The organism is Thermanaeromonas sp. C210 (assembly GCF_013167955.1).
Classification (GTDB): domain Bacteria; phylum Bacillota; class DSM-521; order Neomoorellales; family Neomoorellaceae; genus UBA12545.
The window spans coordinates 563,353-582,867 of the sequence record NZ_BLWF01000002.1; the positions used below are offsets into that span (position 1 = coordinate 563,353).

The following is a 19,515-nucleotide window of genomic DNA, read 5'->3' on the forward strand; positions in this document are numbered from 1 at the left end:
GTTAACCACTTGGGTAAAGGTAAAACAGCTAGCCTTGTGCTGCTGGCAGTTTTAATACTCACCCTGGCGTTACTAACCGGCTGCCAGTTCCAGGAGACGGAAAATGTCCTTACAGCCAGCGGCACCATCGAAGCTACCGAGGTTAAAGTAATTGCTGAAGTGGGCGGCACGCTGCAGGAGCTCACCGTCAAGGAGGGGGACACCATCCACGCCGGCAAGATCATCGGCCGTCTGGATCCAGCCCTTTATCAAATTCAGGTGGCCCAGGCCGAAGCCGGTGTGGCCGCAGCCCGGGCCGCTTTAGCCGAAGCCCGTGCCGGGGCCAGGTCCGAGGAAATTGTCGCCGCCGAACAGGAAGTAGCCCGCCTGGACGCCCAGGTAGCCGCCGTGCAGGAGCAGGTAACCCTGCTGGAAGATAATCTTCGCCGCGCTCGGGAACTCTTCCAGGCCGGGGCCCTGCCGGAACAGGAACTGGTAAACCGGGAAAGCCAATATAACCAGACCCGGCACCAGCTGGAAGCAGCCCGCGCCCAGCTGGAAGGAGCCAAATCCCGGCTCGCCCTACTCCAGGCCGGGAGTACGCCGTACACCCTGGAGCGCCTGGTAGCCGGGGTAAAGCAGAGTGAAGCTAACCTGGCCGTGGCGCGGTTGAACTTGAGCAAAACTGCCCTGCGGTCCCCGGCTGCCGGCCTGGTAGCCAGCGTTAACTTTGAAACGGGAGAACTGGTCCCCCCCGGGGCGGAAGTGGTCACCCTCCTGGACCTCAACAACCTGTGGCTCAATGTCTACATCCCGGAAAACAGGCTCGGGGAAGTGCAAATAGGCCAGCCGGTCCAGATCCAGGTAGACCCCTATCCGGGCCAGTCCTTCCCCGGCCGGGTAGAGTATATCGCTCCTCGGGCTGAATTTACCCCCCGCCAGGTCCAGACTAGGGAGGACCGGGTCAACCTGGTCTTCCGGGTAAAAATCCGGGTAACCGGGGGGCAGGATAAGTTGCGGCCGGGACTGCCTGCCGACGTTACCTTTATGCCCACCACCCCCTGAAAAGGAGGTTAACTTTATGAAACTTCGTTATCAGGTCCCCGAGCCAGGGGCCGGTGAGCAGCCAGACCCAGCCACGCCCGATCACCAAGCTCCCCCGGCCATTGAGGTCACCAACTTAAGCAAGAACTTCGGCCCCATCCAGGCCGTACGTCAGGTGAGCTTCCGGGTCCCTGCCGGTAGCATCTTTGGCCTTCTGGGCCCCAACGGTTCGGGCAAAAGCACAACTATCCGTATGCTGTGTGGCCTGATGCGGCCCAGTAGCGGCAGCGGCCGGGTCCTGGGCCTGGACATTGTTACCCAGGCTGAAGCCATCAAGGCCGGCATCGGCTACATGTCCCAGAAATTCAACCTCTACGAGGATCTCACCGTGGCCGAAAACCTGCATTTTTTTGGGAGCATTTATGGCCTTCGGGGGGAGGACGTTACCCGGCGCTGCCGGGAACTCTACGAGGACATGCGCCTTTGGGGATGCGAGAAACAACGGGTGGGTACTTTATCCGGTGGCTGGAAGCAGCGGGTGGCCCTGGCCTGTGCCTTTATTCACCGCCCGCGTTTGCTGATCCTGGACGAACCTACTGCCGGCGTCGACCCCGTTTCCCGCCGCCTCTTCTGGGATCTCCTGGAGGGGCTGGCTGCCGAGGGCATCACCATCCTGGTTACTACCCACTATATGGACGAGGCGGAACGCTGCCACCTTATAGCCCTCATGGACCGCGGCCGGCTCCATGCTTTTGGTCCCCCGGCCCGGCTCATGGCAGCGGCCGGCCTGCCCACCCTGGAAGACGTCTTCATCAACATGGCCGGTACAGAGGGTAATTAAAACGAACCGGCAGCTCTCCCGGCCGCCTGCCGGCTTATTCTATGCCATCGCAGGGAGTGATTACTACGAACAGGCAGCGGTTACTGGCCATTATCCGGAAAGAATTTATCCATATCCGCCGGGACCCCCCCAGCCTGGTGATAGTCTTTATTATGCCGGTACTGATGCTGCTCCTTTTTGGCTATGCCGTGAATACCGATGTCAATCACATCCCCCTGGCCGTCTTTGATCAGGACCGGAGCCAGGACAGCCGCTTACTGGTTGCCAGCCTGGTCAACACCGGCTACTTCGACCTGGCCTTCCAGACAGAGAGCGAAGGGGAGTTGAAAGCCCTCCTGGACAGCGGCCGCGTCCACGCCGGCCTGATCATCCCTGCCGGCTATGCCCGGAGCTTAAAGCGCCAGGAAACGGCCACCGCCCAGCTTCTCGTCGACGGTTCCGACCCCCTGGTGGCCCGTACCGCCCTTTCCATGGCGGAAATAGTTGCCCAGGTCAGGTCACAAGAATTACGCCTGGCTGCTCTGGCCAGGGAGGGCCCGGCCCTGCCTCCCGGCCCGGCCATTGACCTGCGGGCGCGGGCCTGGTACAATCCCGGCCTGGAGAGCCTGAAATTCAACATCCCGGGTCTCATCGGGTTAATCATGCAAAATATAACCATGATGTTGACGGCCTTTGCCCTGGTGCGGGAACGGGAACGGGGCACCCTGGAGCAATTGATGGTAACCCCCATCCGGGGCCCGGAATTAATGCTCGGCAAGCTTATCCCTTACATTGTCATTGCCTTCATCGACATGGGCCTGGCCCTGGTGATAGGTACCCTGTGGTTCAAGGTGCCCATCGCCGGGAGCCCCCTGCTGCTCCTGGGGCTGACCGTCCTCTTCCTCGTCTTCGCCCTGGGACTGGGCATGTTTTTCTCCACCATTGCCCGTACCCAGCTCCAGGCCATGCAGATGACCATGCTCTTCATCCTACCCAGTGTCCTGTTGAGCGGTTTCATTTTTCCCCGCGCTTCCATGCCCCGTCCCATCCAGTACCTGGGCAACCTGCTACCCCTCACCTATTTTCTGGAAATTCTCCGGGGTATTATGCTCAAAGGTATAGGAATTAACTATCTATGGAAGGACGTCTGGGCCCTGGCCGGCTTTGGTGCCGGCATCATCGCCCTGGCTGCCTTACGTTTTCGCAAGCAGGTAGAGTAAGGCTGAAAGCAGGAGTGAGCGACAAGTGGAAATCAGGGACAAGATCCTGGCCACCATGAAAAGGCTGGCCGGCGAAAGAGGGTTCCGCGCTGTGACTACCGATGAGCTGGCAGCCGCCTGCGGGATAAGCAAGCGCACCCTGTACCGCTACTTCAACAGTAAAGATGAAATTGTGGAGCAAGTGCTGGATAATATGCTGCAAGAGGTGGGAGACCGGGTGGAGGCCATACTTACCGGCCCCCTCAGCCCGCCGGCGAAGCTGCAGGCCATGGCCCGCGCCGTTGCCGAGGAAGTACGCTTTCTGGAACCCCATATCTTCCATGACCTGCAGCACTATTACCCCCATCTATGGGAAAAGATCGACCGTTTTAGGACCGAACGATCAGAGAGACTGGGGCAGGTCTACCTGGAAGGTTGCCAGAAGGGATTTTTTAAAGAGTTTAATGTTGCCCTGGTGATCAATTCCTTCATAGCCGCTGCCCGCGCCGTAATCAGCCCTGGCTTTCTTATCAACCATAACATTTCTCTACCGCGGGCCATGGATACCATGGTGGAAATCTTCCTCTACGGCATCAGCCTGGCAACGCCACGTAATGCAGGCAAAGTGCCCCGAGAGCATAATTTCACCCCCCGCAGTAAAGGTTAATTAAGGGGTGCCGTTCCTTGGAAGAAAAAGAGCTCATCCGGAGCCTCAACTGGTTTTATACTTTAGAGATCGAGCAGGTAGATCTCTACCAGACCCAGGCCCGGGCGACGCCGGATATTTATCTCCGCAAGGTGTTGACCCGGGTGGCACAGGTCGAACAAGAACACGTCATCAATCTGGAAGCGGAAATCCGCCGCCGCGGCGCCAACCCCACCCGCACCGGGGCCGTTATTGCCCCCCTTCTGGGGGTGGCGGCAGGAACCATCCTCAACTGGACCGACACCCGCACCGTGCTTTGGGCCAACATAACTCTAGAGGAAAAGGCCATGGCCGACTACAAAAGGCTAATTCTCAAAGTTGCCGAAAAGCCTCTCTTTGACCTCCTCTGGAGCCACCTTATTGATGAAGACCTCCATACCGCCTGGTTCAGCAATAAGCTGAAGGAGCTGGACCGCCTGGCCCTTAATTAACGACAGTAAGAGCCATCTGCGCTGACGCGGAAATAAGAAAGGTGAAGGTATGAAGGGATTGGGGGAAAAAATTTTACCCCGGGAAAGGCATGAATTTGGTTGGGGTTGAGGGGGATTGGGTTTAAGGAATTAAAAAATTGACCCCAAAAAAGAGGATGACCCTCCTTCAGAGCGAATCTGTTAAGTAAGACCAAACCAACCAAACAAAGGAGGGTCATCCATGGCTATTATACCACAACAGAGGCTTTTTGGGTGGAGGGAAATCGAAAATTTAGGGGAGCTCGAACGACTTAGGCTAGTACTTGAATACATGCCGGACGAAGAATTGATGGTGGAACTGGAGAAGGAACGGGCGAATGGGCGGGATGACTATCCCATAAGGGCCGTATGGAACTCTGTACTGGCAGGGATAGTATACCAACATCCTTCGATAGAAAGTTTAAGGCGGGAACTTTGGCGTAATGCCCAATTACGAGAGCTATGCGGATTTGACCTAACGAAGGGAGAAAAAGCCGTACCGCCGTCATGGGTATACAGCCGGTTTTTGGGGAAACTGCTTAAGAAAGAAGAGAAGGTCGAAGAAATATTTTACCGGCTGGTAGAGGAGCTAAGGGAGGAACTACCGGGTTTTGGAGAAGTAGCGGCCATAGACGGCAAAGCCTTGGCGAGCTTAAGTCGTGGGAGGAAGAAGGAAAAAGTGGGGGAGCTTAGACCTGACGGTCGGCGGGAACAAGATGCAGACTGGGGGTGTAAGGTTTACCGGGGTAAGAGGGAAGACGGCAGCCAGTGGGAAAAAGTAGTGAAATGGTTTGGATTTCGGCTGCACCTAATAGTAGATGCCCTATACGAACTGCCTCTAGGGTTTAAAGTTACCAAGGCGTCGGCGAGCGAAGTAAAAGAGGCGCCCAAGCTTCTGGAGAGGGTAAAAGAGAAGGCACCGGGGACCTTTGAAAGGATTAAATATCTTACAGCAGACAAGGCCTACGACTCCACAGAACTAATCATCGAGCTATGGGAAGAGTATCAAATAAAGCCGGTCATAGACATAAGGAACCAATGGAAAGACGGGGAAGAAACTAAACTAATAGCGGGGCAGGAGAGCGTAGTATACGACTATAAGGGGAAAGTATACTGTTACTGTCCGGAGACGGGGATAAAGAGGGAGATGGCCTATGGAGGATTTGAGAAGGACCGGGAAACATTAAAATACCGCTGTCCGGCCAGGCATTATGGGTTAAGATGCAAGGGAATAGATAAATGTCCGGTTAAGAGCAGTATTCGGATACCCCTTAAGGAAGACCGGAGGGTGTTCACGCCGCTAGCACGTTCCAGCTACCGCTGGGAGGAACTTTACAAGAAGCGTACAGCGGTGGAGCGAGTAAACAGCCGATTAGACCAGAGTTTTGGTTTTGAGCAACACTTTATTCGAGGATTAAAGAAGATGAGTTTAACATGCGCTCTAGCGTTAGCGGTGATGCTGGCCATGGCGCTAGGGAGGATACGAGAAAAGAAAGGAGAAAACCTACGCAGTTTAGTAAAGGCAGCCTAAATTAAGTGGTAGATACTACCATAAAGGGTGGTAGAAGAAGTAATATACCCTTTTTGGGGTTATTTTACCAACGCTTGCCATCTCCTTAAGGCTTTTTATATTCCTGAGGCGCCTACCCTATTAATTATAGGGTTGCTTCTGTAAGATTATGTCAAGGCCTTCTAAAAAATCGGCCACAACGCAGATGCCTCAGTAATAGAAAAACTTGACAGCAAAATTAGGATGAGTTATTATTACTATAAACTATACCAATTGAATATACTTTAGAGTGGAAGTAGTTTTACATGCCCTTAAACCAAGCCACTGATTACGCTTTGCGCGCCGTCCTGTACCTGGCCAAATTGGAACCAGGCACCATTGCTGAAGCCCAGATGATTGCTTCCTCCGAAGAGATCCCCATGCGCTTCTTGCTTAAAATCATGCGTTCCCTGGTTCAGGCCGGGATAGTGCAATCCTACCGCGGCATTAAAGGCGGTTTTTCCCTTGCCCGGCCGGCCCGGGAAATTACCCTGCTGGATGTCGTCGAAGCTGTAGAAGGACCAATCAGCATTAACCGCTGCCTTCTTGATCCCGGGTATTGTAATAAACACGGCGCCCCTTACTGCCCGGTCCACCGAGCCCTGGCTTCAGTCCAGGATGCCATGCGCCGGGAGCTGGAGCGTTACAACTTCGCCGAGCTGGCCGGAAAAAGCGAGTAAAATAGTGGAAAGGAGGGATTTTATATACAAATAAACTATACCTCTTTAGTACACTTTTTAATAACCCGAGGGGAGGAGAAAATTGATGGATGCGCTTTTACTGGCCCGGTGGCAGTTCGGGATTACGTCGGTTTACCACTTTCTCTTCGTCCCCCTGACTCTGGGGTTGTCTGTCCTGGTGGCCATCATGGAAACCATCTACGTCCGCACTGGTGATGAAACTTACAAGAACATGGCCCGCTTCTGGGGCAAACTCTTCCTCATCAACTTTGCCATGGGCGTCGTGACCGGTATCGTCCAGGAGTTTCATTTCGGCATGAACTGGTCCGAATACTCCCGTTTCGTCGGGGACATTTTCGGCGCCCCCCTGGCCATAGAAGCCCTGGCCGCCTTTTTCCTGGAATCCACCTTTCTGGGCTTATGGCTTTTTGGCTGGGATAAGCTGTCTAAAACCCTCCATCTTGCCTGTATCTGGTTGGTAGCCTTCGCCACCAACCTTTCCGCCTTCTGGATCCTGGTGGCCAACTCCTTTATGCAGGAGCCGGTGGGTTACGTCCTGCGTAACGGCCGGTCCGAGATGACAGATTTCTTTGCCTTGCTCACCAATCCCCATGTCCTCTATCAATTCCCCCATACCGTCCTGGCCGGTTTTGTGACGGCAGCCTTCTTTGTCATGGGGATCAGTGCCTATCATCTCCTGCGGCGAAGCCAATTAGAGCCCTTCCGCCGTTCCTTCCGGCTGGCCTTGATAATGGGCGTCATCTGCAGCCTGCTGGTGGCGGCCGTCGGCCACTTCCAGGGCCAGTACCTGGTCGATACCCAGCCCATGAAGATGGCAGCGGCCGAGGCCTTGTGGGAGAGTGCCGACCCGGCCCCTCTGGCTCTGGTGGCCCTGGTTGATGAAAAAAACCAGACCAATACCTTCGAGATTAAGATTCCCGCCCTGGCCAGCTTTCTGGCCTACAACAGCTTCCAGGGCGAGGTTAAAGGCCTGAAAGAGCTCCAGGCCGCGGCAGAGGCCAGCTTCGGCCCCGGCAATTATATTCCGCCCGTCGCTCCGGTTTTCTGGAGCTTCCGCCTAATGGTCATCGCCGGGCTGTGGCTAATTTTGCTGTCCCTCTACAGCCTGTACCTCTGGCGGCGGGGGCGGCTGGAAGAAAAACCCCGGGTCCTCAAGGCCCTCCTCTGGAGCATTCCCGTGCCCTATCTCGCCAACACCGCCGGCTGGTTGATGGCCGAAATCGGCCGCTATCCCTGGATTGTCTACGGGCTGCAGCGGGTCGAGGCGGCCGTCTCGCCCGGAGTATCCGCCGTCGCTATTTTAACGACCCTGGTGGCCTTTACCCTGCTGTACGGGGTCCTGGCGGTAGCCGACATCTTTCTCCTGGCTAAATATGCCCGGCAGGGTGTTGAGGCAACTCCTGCCACCAGGATGTTAGATAATTCCGGGGAGGTATCATTATGGATCTAACTGTCCTCTGGTTTATCCTGGTAGCCGTCCTTTTTGCCGGCTTCTTTTTCCTGGAGGGTTTTGACTACGGCGTCGGTATCTTGTTGCCCTTCCTGGGGAAAAGTGATGGGGAGCGCCGAGCCATTATCAACAGCATCGGCCCCTTCTGGGACGGGAACGAGGTGTGGATGCTCACCGCCGGCGGGGCCATGTTTGCCGCCTTCCCCCACTGGTACGCCACCCTTTTCAGTGGCTTCTACCTGGCGTTATTTCTTATCCTCGTAGCCTTAATCTTGCGCGGGGTAGCCTTTGAATTCCGCAGCAAGGATGACCGCCCGGCCTGGCGTAACTTCTGGGACTGGATGCTGTTCCTGGGGAGCTTTTTGCCGGCCCTCCTCTGGGGCGTGGCTCTGGCCAACCTGATCCGGGGCGTACCCATTGACGCCAAGATGCAGTATACCGGTACCTTTTTCGATCTCCTTTCTCCTTATACCCTCTTAGCAGGCATAACCTCCCTTCTCCTTTTTACCCTGCAGGGGGCGCTTTTCCTGGCCCTCAAGACGGGAGATGAATTACCGGAGCGGGCCCGGCAGGCGGGGTTAAAGATCGGTACCGGCGCCGCGGTGGCCTTCCTCCTGCTGTTAATTATGAGTTACCGCGAAACCGATATCTTTACCCGCCTGGGACCGGCATTGGCCTTCTGGAGCGCCCTGGCAACCCTCATTCTGGCAAGATGGTTGCTCAGAGCCCGGAACTATATTCTGGCCTTTATCTTTAACGGTCTGACCATCCTCCTGGGTACCGGCGCTATCTTCGGCGGCCTCTTCCCCCGGGTAATGGTTTCCAGCCTGAACCCCCAGTGGAGCCTGACCATTTACGAGGCCTCCTCGAGCCCCTATACCCTTAAAGTTATGACCATCGTCGCCCTTACCCTGGTACCCGTGGTCCTCCTTTACCAGGGCTGGACCTACTGGGTCTTTCGCCAGCGGGTTAAAGACAGGAACCTTGAATATTAGTAGCCGATCCCGGGGCAGGGGAGGCCCGGTTATGCTAGTTCCAATTTTAAATCCATTAGCGGTAGAATGGGGTTGCCAAAGGAGGTTTATTTAATGAAGAGATAGATAGAGTAATGAAGGTCCTAAAGGGAGAGGAGAAGGCAATTTGTTGCTGGAAGGGAATCTCCTGGGCGAAGCCCGCCGGGTACGCCGGTATCTGGCCTTCACCACCGGCCTGGGCCTGGCGGCCGGCTTGCTGGCTATCCTGCAGGCCGGTTACCTGGCCCGGGTGGTAAACGGGGTCTTCCTGGAAGGCCGTAATCTGCGGGAGGTCTGGCCCTGGCTTGTGGTCTTCCTGGGCATCATTCTCTTGCGGGCGGGCCTGGCCTGGGGTGTAGAGGTGGCGTCCCACCGGGCCGCGGCCGAGGTCAAATATGACCTCCGCCAGCGCCTGGTAGCTCACCTTTTAGCTCTGGGGCCGGTTCCTTTAAAGGATGAGCATACCGGGGAGCTGGTAAACATTCTGGTGGAAGGTGTAGAGGACCTGGAGGCTTATTTCGCTCGCTATTTGCCCCAGCTGGCCCTGGCAGCCCTGGTGCCCCTGGCGGTGCTGGGTTTTATTTTCCCCCTGGACCTGTTTTCCGGCCTGCTGCTACTGTTTACCGCTCCCCTCCTACCCCTGTTCATGATCCTCATCGGCAACCGGGCAGAAACCCTCAGCCAGCAGCAGTGGAAAACCCTGACCACCCTGAGCGGCCACTTCCTGGATGTATTGCAGGGTCTACCCACCTTGAAAATCTTCGGCCGCAGCAAAGCTCAGGCCGAAGTCCTGGCCCGTATCAGCGAACGCTTCCGTTCCACCACCCTGGGGGTGCTGCGGGTGGCCTTTCTCTCGGCCCTGGTGCTGGAACTCGTAGCTACCATCAGCACCGCCCTGGTGGCCGTCACCGTAGGACTGCGCCTGGTCTATGCCCGCATACCTTATCAAGAAGCCCTTTTTCTCCTATTGCTGGCCCCGGAATTCTACCTGCCCCTGCGCCTCCTGGGTAGTCAGTTCCATGCCGGCCTGGCCGGTGTCAACGCTGCCCGGCGGATCTTCGCCCTTCTGGATATGGCCTCTCCCTGCCCGGCATCGGCATTAGGGAACGCGGGGGTTAAATCCCCGCCTCACGGCTCAGGAACAGGAAATGATCCTGGGGCTGGGGCCAACGCAAGGCAGCAGCCGGGGCTGCATATTGTCCTGGCAGACGTTCATTATACTTACCCGGACAGGGAGCGGCCGGCCCTGGAGGATGTCACCCTGGAACTCCGGCCGGGGGAAAAGGTGGCCCTGGTTGGTCCCAGCGGCGGGGGGAAAAGCACCATCGCCCACCTGCTCCTACGTTTCCTGGAACCCGACAGGGGGCTAATTACCGCCAACGGACTTCCCTTAAACCAGATCCCCCTGGAGGAATGGCGCCGGCAGGTGGCCCTGGTTCCCCAGCATCCCTACCTTTTCAGCGGTACTATAGCCGACAATATCCTCCTGGGACGCCCGGAAGCCTCGCGGGAAGAAGTGGTAGCGGCAGCCCGCCTTGCCGGTGCCCACGAATTCATTGTCGCCCTGCCCCAGGGGTATGACACGCCCATAGGTGAGCGGGGGCTGCGCTTGAGCGGCGGCCAGGCCCGGCTCCTGGCCATAGCCCGGGCCATCTTGAAGGACGCCCCCCTGTTAATCCTGGATGAAGCTACGGCCAACCTGGACCCGGCTACCGACCAGCTCATCCAGGCGGCCCTGGAGCGCCTGATGGAAAACCGCACGGTGTTGATTATCGCCCACCGCCTCAGCACCGTCTACCGAGCTGACCGCATCGTGGTCCTGGCCTCCGGCCGGGTAGTGGAAACAGGACGGCACGAGGAATTAATGGCGCGGCAGGGTGTCTACTACCGCCTGGTCACGGCCTTCCGCGGCGCTAGCATGAAACACGCTGCCGGGGAAAAAAGTCGTCGTCATAAGCTCCTCCCGAACCAGGCAGTCGGCAAGACCCCGTACCGGCAGATAGGGCCTAGCCTCCTTCAACGTGGGAATGCTGCCGGTACCTTCATCCGACTCCTGGGTTTAATTATGCCTTCCTGGCCGACCGTAGTAATGGCTGCTTTCCTCGGATTTTTTACCGTTGCCAGCAACGTCGGCCTCATGGCCACTGCGGCCTTTCTCCTTGCCAGCGCCGCCCTCCACCCACCAGTTTCTGACCTCATGCTCCCCATCGTCGGGGTACGCTTTTTCAGCCTCTCCCGGGCCGCAAGCCGCTACTTGGAGCGTTACGTCAACCATAGCGTCACCCTGCACATCCTCACCCGGCTCCGGGTTTCCTTTTACCGCGCCCTTGAGCCATTGATCCCCTCCCGCCTGCCGGATTACCATAGCGGCGACTTGTTACATCGCATCGTAGCCGATGTGGCGACCCTGGAAAACTTTTATCTCCGCGTCCTAGCACCACCCCTGGTAGCCCTGCTGGTAATGGTTGCCGTTTTCATGTTCCTGGCCCATTTTGCCTGGCAACTGGCCATAGCCTGGCTGTTGTTATTCCTTGGGGGCGGCGTAATCGCGCCCCTGGGCATTAAGGTTGCCGGCCGGCGAACGGCCCGGCAACAGGGAGAAGTACGGGCGGCCCTTAACACCGCCCTGGTGGATACCGTCCAGGGCATGCCTGAAATACTGGCCTTCGGCCGGGCCAGACAACAGCAGGAGCGCATTGCCGCTTTGAGCCGGGAACTGGAGGTTCTCCGGGGGCGCGAAGCAGGGGTGGCCGGACTGGCAGCAGCCGTCACAAGCCTGGCTATGAACCTGACTATCTGGCTTGTACTGGTACTGGCCGTTCCCCTGGTTAACGGCGGGAAAATGGCCGGTGTTTACCTGGCCGCCCTGGCCTTGGGAGCGGCCGGCAGTTTTGAGGCCGTCACACCCCTGGTCAGGATTCCCCAGTACCTGGAAGCAAGCCTGGCTTCCGGGCGACGGCTTTTCGCCCTTATTGATACCCGCCCTGCCGTCCAGGACCCTCCCGGCTCGACGCCTCAGCCCGCCAATTACCAGCTCCAGGTCAAAGGGCTGCGCTTTCGCTATGCTCCGGAAGAACCCCGCGTACTGGACGGCATCGACTTTACCGTGCCCGAAGGAGGCCGGGTAGCCCTCGTCGGTCCCAGCGGAGCTGGCAAAAGCACATTAGTAAACCTGCTCCTGCGATTTTGGGATTACGAGGAAGGGACCATCAGCCTGGGCGGCTATGAACTCAAAGCCTATCCCCAAGAGGAATTGCGCCGTCTAATAGCCGTAGTCTCCCAGCAGACCCACCTTTTCCATGGCACCATCGCCGAAAACCTATTGCTAGCCAGACCGGATGCCAGCTGGGAGGAAATCGAGGAGGCAGTGCGGGAGGCCAGGCTGGACGATTTTATCCAGAGCCTGCCCCGGGGATATGCTACCTGTATCGGTGAAGAGGGGCTGAAACTCTCTGGAGGGCAGCGCCAGCGCCTGGCCATCGCTCGCGCCCTTTTAAAAAACGCCCCTATCCTGGTACTGGACGAGGCGACATCGGGTCTGGACGCGGTGACCGCGGAGGAAATAAGGCAGGCTCTCTACCGTTTAATGGCCGGCCGGACCACCCTGGTCATAACCCACCACCTGGCAGGCCTGGAAGCCATGGATGAGATCCTGGTCCTGGATAAAGGGCGGGTTGTCCAGCGGGGACGGCATGAAGAACTCCTCCGGCAAGAAGGGCTTTACCGCCGCATGTGGGAGCTGCAGCACGAAATACTGGAGATGGACAGTTAGCCTTCCCTTTTTAAAGCCTTGGGGAATACTGCTCTAAAATGCGAACCAGCTTTTCCCCGGGCATAAGGATAGATACAGGCTAAGGAGCAGAAAAAGCCCGGTGCTGGTGAACACCGGGCAAAACAAGGGGCCGAAAAACGGCTTTTGCAGCCCATCCGCATCTCTTAGAACAAATACTTGTGTTCCTTATAGGTGGTCCAGAGGAGGTCCTGGAGGCCCGGTTCCAGTTCCTTATCCGCCCTACCGGCGGCGTCGAATTTGACCTCCAGCACCTTGTCGCCCCTCCGCACCCTGAAGAGGGGTTGTTCCCCATTCTGCAGGAGAAGGAAGCCGTCGTTCCGGCTGTTGCTAAAGTCCTCCTCGCTCCAGAAGAGGGTAAACTTATCCTTGTAGGGGGCCCCGTCATAGGGGCAGAAGGTGGCGCAGTTGCCGCACTCGTTGCACATGCCGTCCACATGGATGATCTGGCTGGGATCCCTTAAGGCCTCGCCCTTTACCTCCACGGCCACGTTGGCCCGGTTGGGACACACTTCCACGCAGAGGTTGCAGAGGTAACCGCACTCCAGGCAGCGCAGGTGTTCGTCCGCCAGGTCCGGGGAGGCTCCCTTGAGGAGGCCTTTCTTCTGGATTATCTCCTGCTGGCGTCTTGCCCCGTCAAAGGAAGGCCGTGCCACAACCCTTTCAGACGCCAGGCCTTCTTTCTCCATGATGGCCCGGGCGACCTTCCGGCCGTCGGCCATAGCCTGGACTATGGTAGAGGGGCCGGTACGGGCATCGCCGGCCACCAACACGTTCTCCACGTTCGTCTCACCGGTGGCCGGATCCGCGTCAATCCGGCCCGCCTCGTCTACCCGGATACCGTTTTTCTTTAGGATATCGTAATCAACTTGCTGCCCGATGGCTGCAATGACGGTATCTACCTTGAGGTCCTCGAACTCGCCCTCCCGGGGAACCGGCCGCCGGCGCCCGGAGGCATCCGGTTCGCCCAGCTCCATCTTCTGGCACCGGAGCACGCCCCCGGACCAGGAATAGGGCGCCAGGAGCTCTTTGAGGATAACCCCTTCCCTCAAGGCCGCCTCCAGCTCTTCCCGGTCCACAGGCATATACTTACGGGTTCGCCGGTAGACCACGTAAACCTCTTCTACGCCCTCCACCCTGAGGGCAGCCCGGGCCGCATCCATGGCCGAATTCCCGCCGCCGATAACCGCCACCTTTTTACCCAGCTTGAGGGCCTTCTTGTCCCTGTTAAACTGCTCCAGGAATTCCAGGACGTCCATTGCTCTTTCCGAGCCGCCCTTGAGGTCCAGGGGATTAGCCCGGCCCGCTCCGATGGCCAGCACTACATATTGGTAGCCCTCTTCGCGGAGGCCCTTTACGGTAAGGTCGGGATCCACGCCCAGGCGGAATTCCACCCCTGCCCCCCTGATGAGGTCCAGGTCCTTCTCGATATATTCCCTGGAGATGCGGAAATCGGGGATTACCCAGGCCACGGTGCCTCCAGGACGGTCCCGGTGATCGAAGACCGTTACCTTTACCCCGTTCCTGGCCAGGAAATACCCTGCGGCCAGGCCGGCAGGTCCTGCCCCGATAATCGCCACCCTGGCGGCGCTGGCCTCCGGCCGCGCCGGGGGCCGGTAGAACCCATGGCCCCTTTCGGCGGCCACCCTCTTAAGGGCCCGTATGCACACCGGCTCTTCGTAATCGAGGCGGGTGCACTTGGTAGCGCAAAACTGGGGACACAGGGTACCCGTAATGAAGGGGAGGGGGTTCTTGTCCACGATAACTTCATAGGCCTCCCGGTACCTCCCCTCGCCGATAAGCCTGATATAGTCGGGAACATCCTGTCCAATGGGGCATCCCACAGTGCAGGGAGCCACAAAACAGTCCGTCAGGGGAAGGCGCCGGGAGATCTTCCGGCTCTCCACAACCCTTCTTTCTTTATGGTAGTTTACATCCTGGAGGGCGCTGTCGGCCAGCTCCTGGAGTTGCCGGACATCGGTAAGCCCGTCCCGGGCTTGGACCAGATAGGGCTCCAGGTCTTCGGCCATCTGCTTAAGCCGCGCGTATCCACCCGGCTTTAGGAGGGTGGTGGCCACTGTGATGGGCCATATACCGCACTGGAATATCCTGGCGATGTTGAAGGCGTCCGCCCCGCCGGCGTAAGAGATCTTGAGCCGGCCCTGGAATTCCGCCGCCAGCTTGGCGGCCAGGTTGATGGTTAAGGGGTATAGGGCCCGGCCGGACATATACATTTCTTCCCCGGGTAATTCGCCGCGCGTAATCTTCACGGGCAGGGTATTGGAAAGCTTAACCCCGAAACCTAGCTGCCGTTCCTGGGCGAAGGCCAGGACCCGCCGTAGAAGTTGCAGGGCATCGCCGTACTGCAGGTCATGGGCAAAGGACTCTTCCTTAAGCTGTATATAGTCGTAGCCCAGACCCGCCAGGGCCCTTTGGACAAATTCATAACCCAAAAGGGTGGGGTTCAGCTTCACAAAGGTATGCAGGCCCTTCTCGCCCAGAAGATATTTGCATATGGCCTCAATTTCTCCCGGCGGGCAGCCGTGGAGGGTCGAGAGGGTCACCGAGCTGCAGATGCGGGGCGAGATATCTTCAATAAATTCCTCGTCTAGGGCGGAAAAGGCCCCCAGCTCTTCTTTCAAGACCCTCTTGCATTCTTGGAAAACGGGGCTCTGGGAGGCATCCTTTAAGCCTTCGATGAACTGATCTACTTTAGGGGACTTGATTCCTTCTAAGTCATAACCCACACTCATATTGAACATGAAGGAGCGGGGTCCCCTCAGGCCCCATTCCCGCTCCAGAACGTGGAGCAGGAACCAGGCCTTGACATACTCGCCAAAGGCCTCCTCCACCGAGAGCTCCGTGGACCACTCCACATTGTAGCATTCGTCCTGGGCGGCAATACACGGTTTGGGGATGTCGAGGTCATCCAGGATCTGTACCGTTTTGAGTTCAAAGAACCTGCCCCCGCTGAGGTAGGCCGCCACGATATTCTGGGCCAGCTGGGTATGGGGTCCGGCCGCCGGTCCCAAGGGGGTGCCCAGGTGTTCCCCGAAGAGGGACAGGAGGGTACCGTCCTTCTTCCGGTAAAACTTTTCCTCAGGAATACCGAAAATTCTCCGGTAACGGCGCCCCTCTTCCCGTACCCAATTTAAGAGCTTTCTGAACGGGATGGGACGCATGACATCGCTCATGTGTTCTCCCCCTTGCGTGTTTGAATCGTTGCCAAGTTTTAATAGTACTTATATTCTACGCATACAGGTGAATTCCTGCTAAAACACCATAAAATTAAGGCTAATGGTCACTTTTCCCTGTCTATTCTGGCAACAGTGCCGTCCAAATCCCCTTTATTAAGACGGCGGGAGGCCGCATGGCCGTGGGCCACACTGCCTCCCGCCCGGAAAGGACTTTTCCCTGCCCCTAAGTTCTACTTTACCTCCACCGTAGCGCCAGCTTCTTCCAGCTTTTTCTTGATGCTTTCGGCCTCTTCCTTGCTGACCTTTTCCTTCACCGGCTTGGGTGCGCCGTCCACCAGGTCTTTAGCCTCTTTAAGGCCGAGGCCGGTGATCTCGCGTACCACTTTAATTACGTTGATCTTCTTATCCCCGACCTCTTTGAGGATGACATCGAATTCGGTCTGCTCCTCCGCCGGCGCCTCGGCCGGAGCCGCCGCCGCGCCGGGCACTGCGGCCACCGCTACGGGCGCTGCCGCACTAACGCCGAACTCTTCCTCCAAGGCCTTCACCAGTTCGGCCAGTTCCAGTACCGTCATCCCTTTTACCGCTTCGATAATCTCGGCTACTTTGCTCATAGTGGATCCTTCCTCCTTAACCTTGATATTCCCTTACGAGGCTTCCTTTTGCTGCCGTATGGCCTCCAGCGCATAAACCAGGCTGCGCAGAGGCCCGGACAGTACGCTGACCAGCCCGTACAGCGGGCCTTGCAGCCCGCCCACCACCTTGGCCAGTAATTGTTCCCGGGGCGGCAGCTCGGCCAGGGCTTTAATCTCCGCCTGGCTGATGATCTTGCCCTGGAGCACCCCGGCCTTGAGCTTAAACTCCTCTTTCGTCCGGGCCAAACCGGATACGACCTTGGCCGGCGCCACCGGGTCCTGGAAACTAAAAACTATGGCCGTGGGTCCCTCCAGATAAGGGTCCAGGCCTTCCAGGCCTGCATCGCGGGCGGCGATCCTGGTCAGGGTATTCTTGACCACCTTTAGTTCGGCCCCTGCTTCCTTAAGCTGCCGCCTGAGCTGGGTCATTTCGGCCACGTTCAGGCCCCGGTAATCGGCCAGGATTAAGGCCGAAGACTGGCTGATTTTGCCCTTAATCTCCTCTACTGCTGCCACTTTCGCCTGCCGCTGCTTATTCAAAACCTTAGCACCCCCTTCCCGCAAGGCAAAGATAAAGCCCCTGCCGAAGCAAGGGCCGATCTATCCCTCCGTGACAACGGAGAAATACGCGCCGCCCACCGGCCTCGGCAGGCCACTTTAAGCTCCCGGAGGAGCACCTGCTGTCTGCGGCCTCTGGGTTTATCCATCTTGTAGTCTTTGCTCCCTAAACCTTTAGCTTCAAGAGGCGCCCCGTACCCACCATCCATCCCGCCCCGGGGTTCGCGTCCGCCATTGCACGGCCGGGCCTATCGGGGCACCGCCTTAAGGGGATTGATCTTGATACCCGGGCCCATGGTGCAGGACAGGCTAACGGCCTTAATGTACTGGCCCTTGGCCGCCGCGGGTTTGGCCCTGACCAGGGCTTCCATAAGGGCCCGGAAGTTTTCCACCAGTTTATCTTCGGGGAAGCTGACCTTGCCTATGGGGGCATGCACAATGCCGCCCTTGTCTACCCGGAATTCAATCTTACCGGCCTTGACTTCCTTTACCGCCCTTGTTACATCCATGGTCACGGTGCCGGCCTTGGGGTTGGGCATTAAACCGCGCGGACCCAGGATCCGCCCCAGTTTGCCCACCGTCCCCATCATATCGGGCGTGGCGATGGCCACGTCGAAATCCATCCATCCGCCCTGGATCTTCTCCACCAGCTCTTCGGCCCCCACGATATCCGCGCCGGCTTCTTCCGCTTCCTTGGCCTTATCCCCCTTGGCGAAAACCAGCACCCGCGGCGTCTTGCCAGTGCCGTGGGGTAGGACTACCGTACCGCGGACCTGCTGGTCGGCGTGGCGGGGATCCACGCCCAGGCGTACTGCCGCCTCCACCGTTTCGTCAAACCTGGCGGTGGCCGTTTGCTTAACGAGGCTAACGGCCTCGGCCGGCTCGTAGAGGCGCTGCCGATCCACCAGTTTCTTGGCTTCTAGATATTTCTTGCCGTGTTTGGGCATAAACATTCCTCCTCGTGGTTCTAGCGGATTGCTCCTCCCACTCGGGAAGGGCGAGGGATTACCCTTCCACCTCGATGCCCATGCTGCGGGCCGTGCCCTCGATCATGCGCATGGCCGCCTCTATGTCGGCGGTATTGAGATCCTTCATTTTCTGCTCGGCTATTTCCCTGATGGTGGCCCGGGAAACCTTGCCCACCTTCTTGCGATTGGGCTCTCCCGAGGCCGTCTCTAGGCCCAGGGCTTTCTTGAGCAACACCGCCGCCGGCGGGGTTTTGGTGATAAAGGTGAAGGAGCGGTCTTCATAAATAGTAATTTCTACCGGGATGATCAACCCGGCCTGACCCGCCGTGCGCTCGTTAAATTCCTTTACAAAGGCCATTATGTTGACGCCGTGCTGGCCCAAGGCAGGCCCTACCGGCGGGGCCGGTGTAGCCTTCCCTGCAGGAACTTGTAGCTTAACCACCGCCGCAACCTTCTTGGCCATCTCGCCACCTCCCCTTTCCCGTCTAATCCAGCTTCTCTATCTGGTCGAATTCCAACTCTACCGGCGTTTCCCGGCCGAACATGGAAACCAGTACCTTTAATTTCCCTTTATCTGGATGTATTTCTTCCACGGTGCCGATGAAATTCTCGAAGGGACCGCTGATGACCCGTACGTTTTCACCGATGCTGACGTCGATGCGCGGCCTGGGCGTATCGGTACCCGCCCGTTCAAGGATCTGCTGGACCTCTTCCTCCTGTAGAGGGATGGGTTTGCTGCCCGCACCCACAAAGCCGGTGACCCCCGGGGTGTTCCGCACTACGTACCATGAGGCATCGGTCAGGATCATTTCCACCAGGACGTACCCCGGATATATCCTGCGCTTGGTGATCTTTCGCTTGCCGTCTTTGACCTGAATCTCGTCCTCCATGGGGACCACAATGCGGAATATCTTGTCCCCCATATTCATGGATTCCACGCGCTTTTCCAGATTGGCCTTCACCTTGTTCTCATACCCGGAGTAGGTGTGGATAACGTACCAGGCCTTCTCCATGAGTTATCCCTCTACAGAATCAGTTTAAATATAAAGCTGTACAGGGAATCCATGACCCACAGCAGGATCCCCACAACAAAAACAGACACCAGCACCACGCCGGTATAAACGGCCAGCTCCCGCCGGGTAGGCCAGTGTACTTTTTTTAACTCCGCCCAGGAGCCCTTAATAAACTTTACGGCCCTTTCACCCAACTTAGTTCTATTGCCGGCAGGCTTGGCTACTGACTTGGTCACCATGCCACCCCACATCCCTTACTTGGTCTCTTTATGGACCGTATGCCTGCCGCAGTTGCTGCAGTACTTCTTAAGCTCCAGGCGATTGGGATCATTTTTCTTGTTCTTGGTGGTAGTATAGTTCCGGCGTTTGCATTCGCTGCACTCCAGGGTTATACCTATACGCACTACGCCCACCTCCTCCAAAGGTGCCGCTCAAAGGATACCG

The 19,515-nt window shown here is 57.7% G+C and carries 18 protein-coding genes and 1 other annotated feature; of the genes, 10 read left to right on the plus strand and 8 right to left on the minus strand.

Annotated features, from left to right (window positions below; all coding sequences use genetic code 11):
- Positions 1 to 9: 9 nt before the first annotated feature.
- The 10 genes from TAMC210_RS06970 to cydD all read left to right on the plus strand — a co-directional run bounded on the left by TAMC210_RS06970 (position 10) and on the right by cydD (position 12,682).
- A complete protein-coding gene (locus TAMC210_RS06970) occupies positions 10 to 1,044 on the plus strand; it encodes an HlyD family secretion protein (protein ID WP_173298044.1) in 1,035 nt (344 codons plus the stop codon).
- 16 nt (positions 1,045 to 1,060) lie between these two features.
- On the plus strand, positions 1,061 to 1,864 hold the full coding sequence (locus TAMC210_RS06975) for an ABC transporter ATP-binding protein (RefSeq protein WP_173298045.1): 804 nt from the start codon (positions 1,061 to 1,063) through the stop codon (positions 1,862 to 1,864).
- Between the two features lie 56 nt (positions 1,865 to 1,920).
- Complete coding sequence (locus TAMC210_RS06980; protein ID WP_254388545.1) at positions 1,921 to 3,063, plus strand: ABC transporter permease; 1,143 nt, start codon at positions 1,921 to 1,923, stop codon at positions 3,061 to 3,063.
- Between the two features lie 25 nt (positions 3,064 to 3,088).
- Entirely contained in the window at positions 3,089 to 3,709 is a 621-nt protein-coding gene (locus TAMC210_RS06985) for a TetR/AcrR family transcriptional regulator (RefSeq protein WP_173298047.1), read from the plus strand.
- 17 nt (positions 3,710 to 3,726) lie between these two features.
- The gene (locus TAMC210_RS06990) at positions 3,727 to 4,179 is read left to right on the plus strand and encodes a ferritin-like domain-containing protein (RefSeq protein WP_173298048.1); all 453 of its coding nucleotides are present in this window, start codon (positions 3,727 to 3,729) and stop codon (positions 4,177 to 4,179) included.
- A 220-nt stretch (positions 4,180 to 4,399) separates the two neighbouring features.
- Positions 4,400 to 5,728, plus strand: coding sequence for a transposase (locus tag TAMC210_RS06995; protein WP_173297661.1), 1,329 nt, complete (start codon positions 4,400 to 4,402; stop codon positions 5,726 to 5,728).
- Positions 5,729 to 6,012: 284 nt separating this feature from the next.
- The gene (locus TAMC210_RS07000; RefSeq protein ID WP_173298049.1) at positions 6,013 to 6,426 is read left to right on the plus strand and encodes an RrF2 family transcriptional regulator; all 414 of its coding nucleotides are present in this window, start codon (positions 6,013 to 6,015) and stop codon (positions 6,424 to 6,426) included.
- Between the two features lie 85 nt (positions 6,427 to 6,511).
- Positions 6,512 to 7,897 (plus strand): cytochrome ubiquinol oxidase subunit I, encoded by a 1,386-nt coding sequence (locus TAMC210_RS07005; protein WP_254388546.1) that lies wholly within the window; start codon positions 6,512 to 6,514, stop codon positions 7,895 to 7,897.
- Entirely contained in the window at positions 7,888 to 8,892 is a 1,005-nt protein-coding gene (cydB, locus tag TAMC210_RS07010; RefSeq protein WP_173298051.1) for a cytochrome d ubiquinol oxidase subunit II, read from the plus strand. Before TAMC210_RS07005 ends, cydB begins: the two co-directional genes overlap by 10 nt.
- A gap of 145 nt (positions 8,893 to 9,037) precedes the next feature.
- Positions 9,038 to 12,682, plus strand: a complete 3,645-nt coding sequence (cydD, locus tag TAMC210_RS13500) for a thiol reductant ABC exporter subunit CydD (protein ID WP_173298052.1) — start codon at positions 9,038 to 9,040, stop codon at positions 12,680 to 12,682.
- Between the two features lie 164 nt (positions 12,683 to 12,846).
- Here cydD and ygfK read toward each other — a convergent pair whose 3' ends face one another.
- From ygfK to rpmG, 8 genes are all read right to left on the minus strand, one after another.
- Positions 12,847 to 15,894 (minus strand): putative selenate reductase subunit YgfK, encoded by a 3,048-nt coding sequence (gene ygfK, locus TAMC210_RS07020; RefSeq protein ID WP_173298053.1) that lies wholly within the window; start codon positions 15,892 to 15,894, stop codon positions 12,847 to 12,849.
- A 233-nt stretch (positions 15,895 to 16,127) separates the two neighbouring features.
- Positions 16,128 to 16,511, minus strand: coding sequence for a 50S ribosomal protein L7/L12 (gene rplL / locus TAMC210_RS07025; RefSeq protein WP_173298054.1), 384 nt, complete (start codon positions 16,509 to 16,511; stop codon positions 16,128 to 16,130).
- A 33-nt stretch (positions 16,512 to 16,544) separates the two neighbouring features.
- Positions 16,545 to 17,072, minus strand: coding sequence for a 50S ribosomal protein L10 (gene rplJ, locus TAMC210_RS07030; protein ID WP_173298055.1), 528 nt, complete (start codon positions 17,070 to 17,072; stop codon positions 16,545 to 16,547).
- Positions 17,073 to 17,093: 21 nt separating this feature from the next.
- Positions 17,094 to 17,240, minus strand: a sequence feature (ribosomal protein L10 leader region).
- Between the two features lie 98 nt (positions 17,241 to 17,338).
- Entirely contained in the window at positions 17,339 to 18,037 is a 699-nt protein-coding gene (rplA, locus tag TAMC210_RS07035) for a 50S ribosomal protein L1 (protein WP_173298056.1), read from the minus strand.
- 58 nt (positions 18,038 to 18,095) lie between these two features.
- The gene (gene rplK, locus TAMC210_RS07040) at positions 18,096 to 18,521 is read right to left on the minus strand and encodes a 50S ribosomal protein L11 (protein WP_173298057.1); all 426 of its coding nucleotides are present in this window, start codon (positions 18,519 to 18,521) and stop codon (positions 18,096 to 18,098) included.
- A gap of 22 nt (positions 18,522 to 18,543) precedes the next feature.
- On the minus strand, positions 18,544 to 19,071 hold the full coding sequence (nusG, locus tag TAMC210_RS07045; RefSeq protein ID WP_173298058.1) for a transcription termination/antitermination protein NusG: 528 nt from the start codon (positions 19,069 to 19,071) through the stop codon (positions 18,544 to 18,546).
- Between the two features lie 11 nt (positions 19,072 to 19,082).
- The gene (gene secE, locus TAMC210_RS07050) at positions 19,083 to 19,310 is read right to left on the minus strand and encodes a preprotein translocase subunit SecE (protein WP_173298059.1); all 228 of its coding nucleotides are present in this window, start codon (positions 19,308 to 19,310) and stop codon (positions 19,083 to 19,085) included.
- Positions 19,311 to 19,325: 15 nt separating this feature from the next.
- Positions 19,326 to 19,475 (minus strand): 50S ribosomal protein L33, encoded by a 150-nt coding sequence (gene rpmG, locus TAMC210_RS07055; protein ID WP_173298060.1) that lies wholly within the window; start codon positions 19,473 to 19,475, stop codon positions 19,326 to 19,328.
- Positions 19,476 to 19,515: the final 40 nt, after the last annotated feature.

What these genes read in the sequence shown, in the direction of transcription:
- TAMC210_RS06975 (WP_173298045.1), top strand. Translation starts at nt 1,061, where the DNA reads ATGAAACTTCGTTATCAGGTCCCCGAGCCAGGGGCCGGTGAGCAGCCA.
- TAMC210_RS06995 (WP_173297661.1), top strand. Translation starts at nt 4,400, where the DNA reads ATGGCTATTATACCACAACAGAGGCTTTTTGGGTGGAGGGAAATCGAA.
- TAMC210_RS07000 (WP_173298049.1), top strand. Translation starts at nt 6,013, where the DNA reads ATGCCCTTAAACCAAGCCACTGATTACGCTTTGCGCGCCGTCCTGTAC.
- TAMC210_RS07005 (WP_254388546.1), top strand. Translation starts at nt 6,512, where the DNA reads ATGGATGCGCTTTTACTGGCCCGGTGGCAGTTCGGGATTACGTCGGTT.
- cydB (WP_173298051.1), top strand. Translation starts at nt 7,888, where the DNA reads ATGGATCTAACTGTCCTCTGGTTTATCCTGGTAGCCGTCCTTTTTGCC.
- ygfK (WP_173298053.1), bottom strand. Translation starts at nt 15,894, where the DNA reads ATGAGCGATGTCATGCGTCCCATCCCGTTCAGAAAGCTCTTAAATTGG.
- rplL (WP_173298054.1), bottom strand. Translation starts at nt 16,511, where the DNA reads ATGAGCAAAGTAGCCGAGATTATCGAAGCGGTAAAAGGGATGACGGTA.
- rplA (WP_173298056.1), bottom strand. Translation starts at nt 18,037, where the DNA reads ATGCCCAAACACGGCAAGAAATATCTAGAAGCCAAGAAACTGGTGGAT.
- rplK (WP_173298057.1), bottom strand. Translation starts at nt 18,521, where the DNA reads ATGGCCAAGAAGGTTGCGGCGGTGGTTAAGCTACAAGTTCCTGCAGGG.
- nusG (WP_173298058.1), bottom strand. Translation starts at nt 19,071, where the DNA reads ATGGAGAAGGCCTGGTACGTTATCCACACCTACTCCGGGTATGAGAAC.
- secE (WP_173298059.1), bottom strand. Translation starts at nt 19,310, where the DNA reads ATGGTGACCAAGTCAGTAGCCAAGCCTGCCGGCAATAGAACTAAGTTG.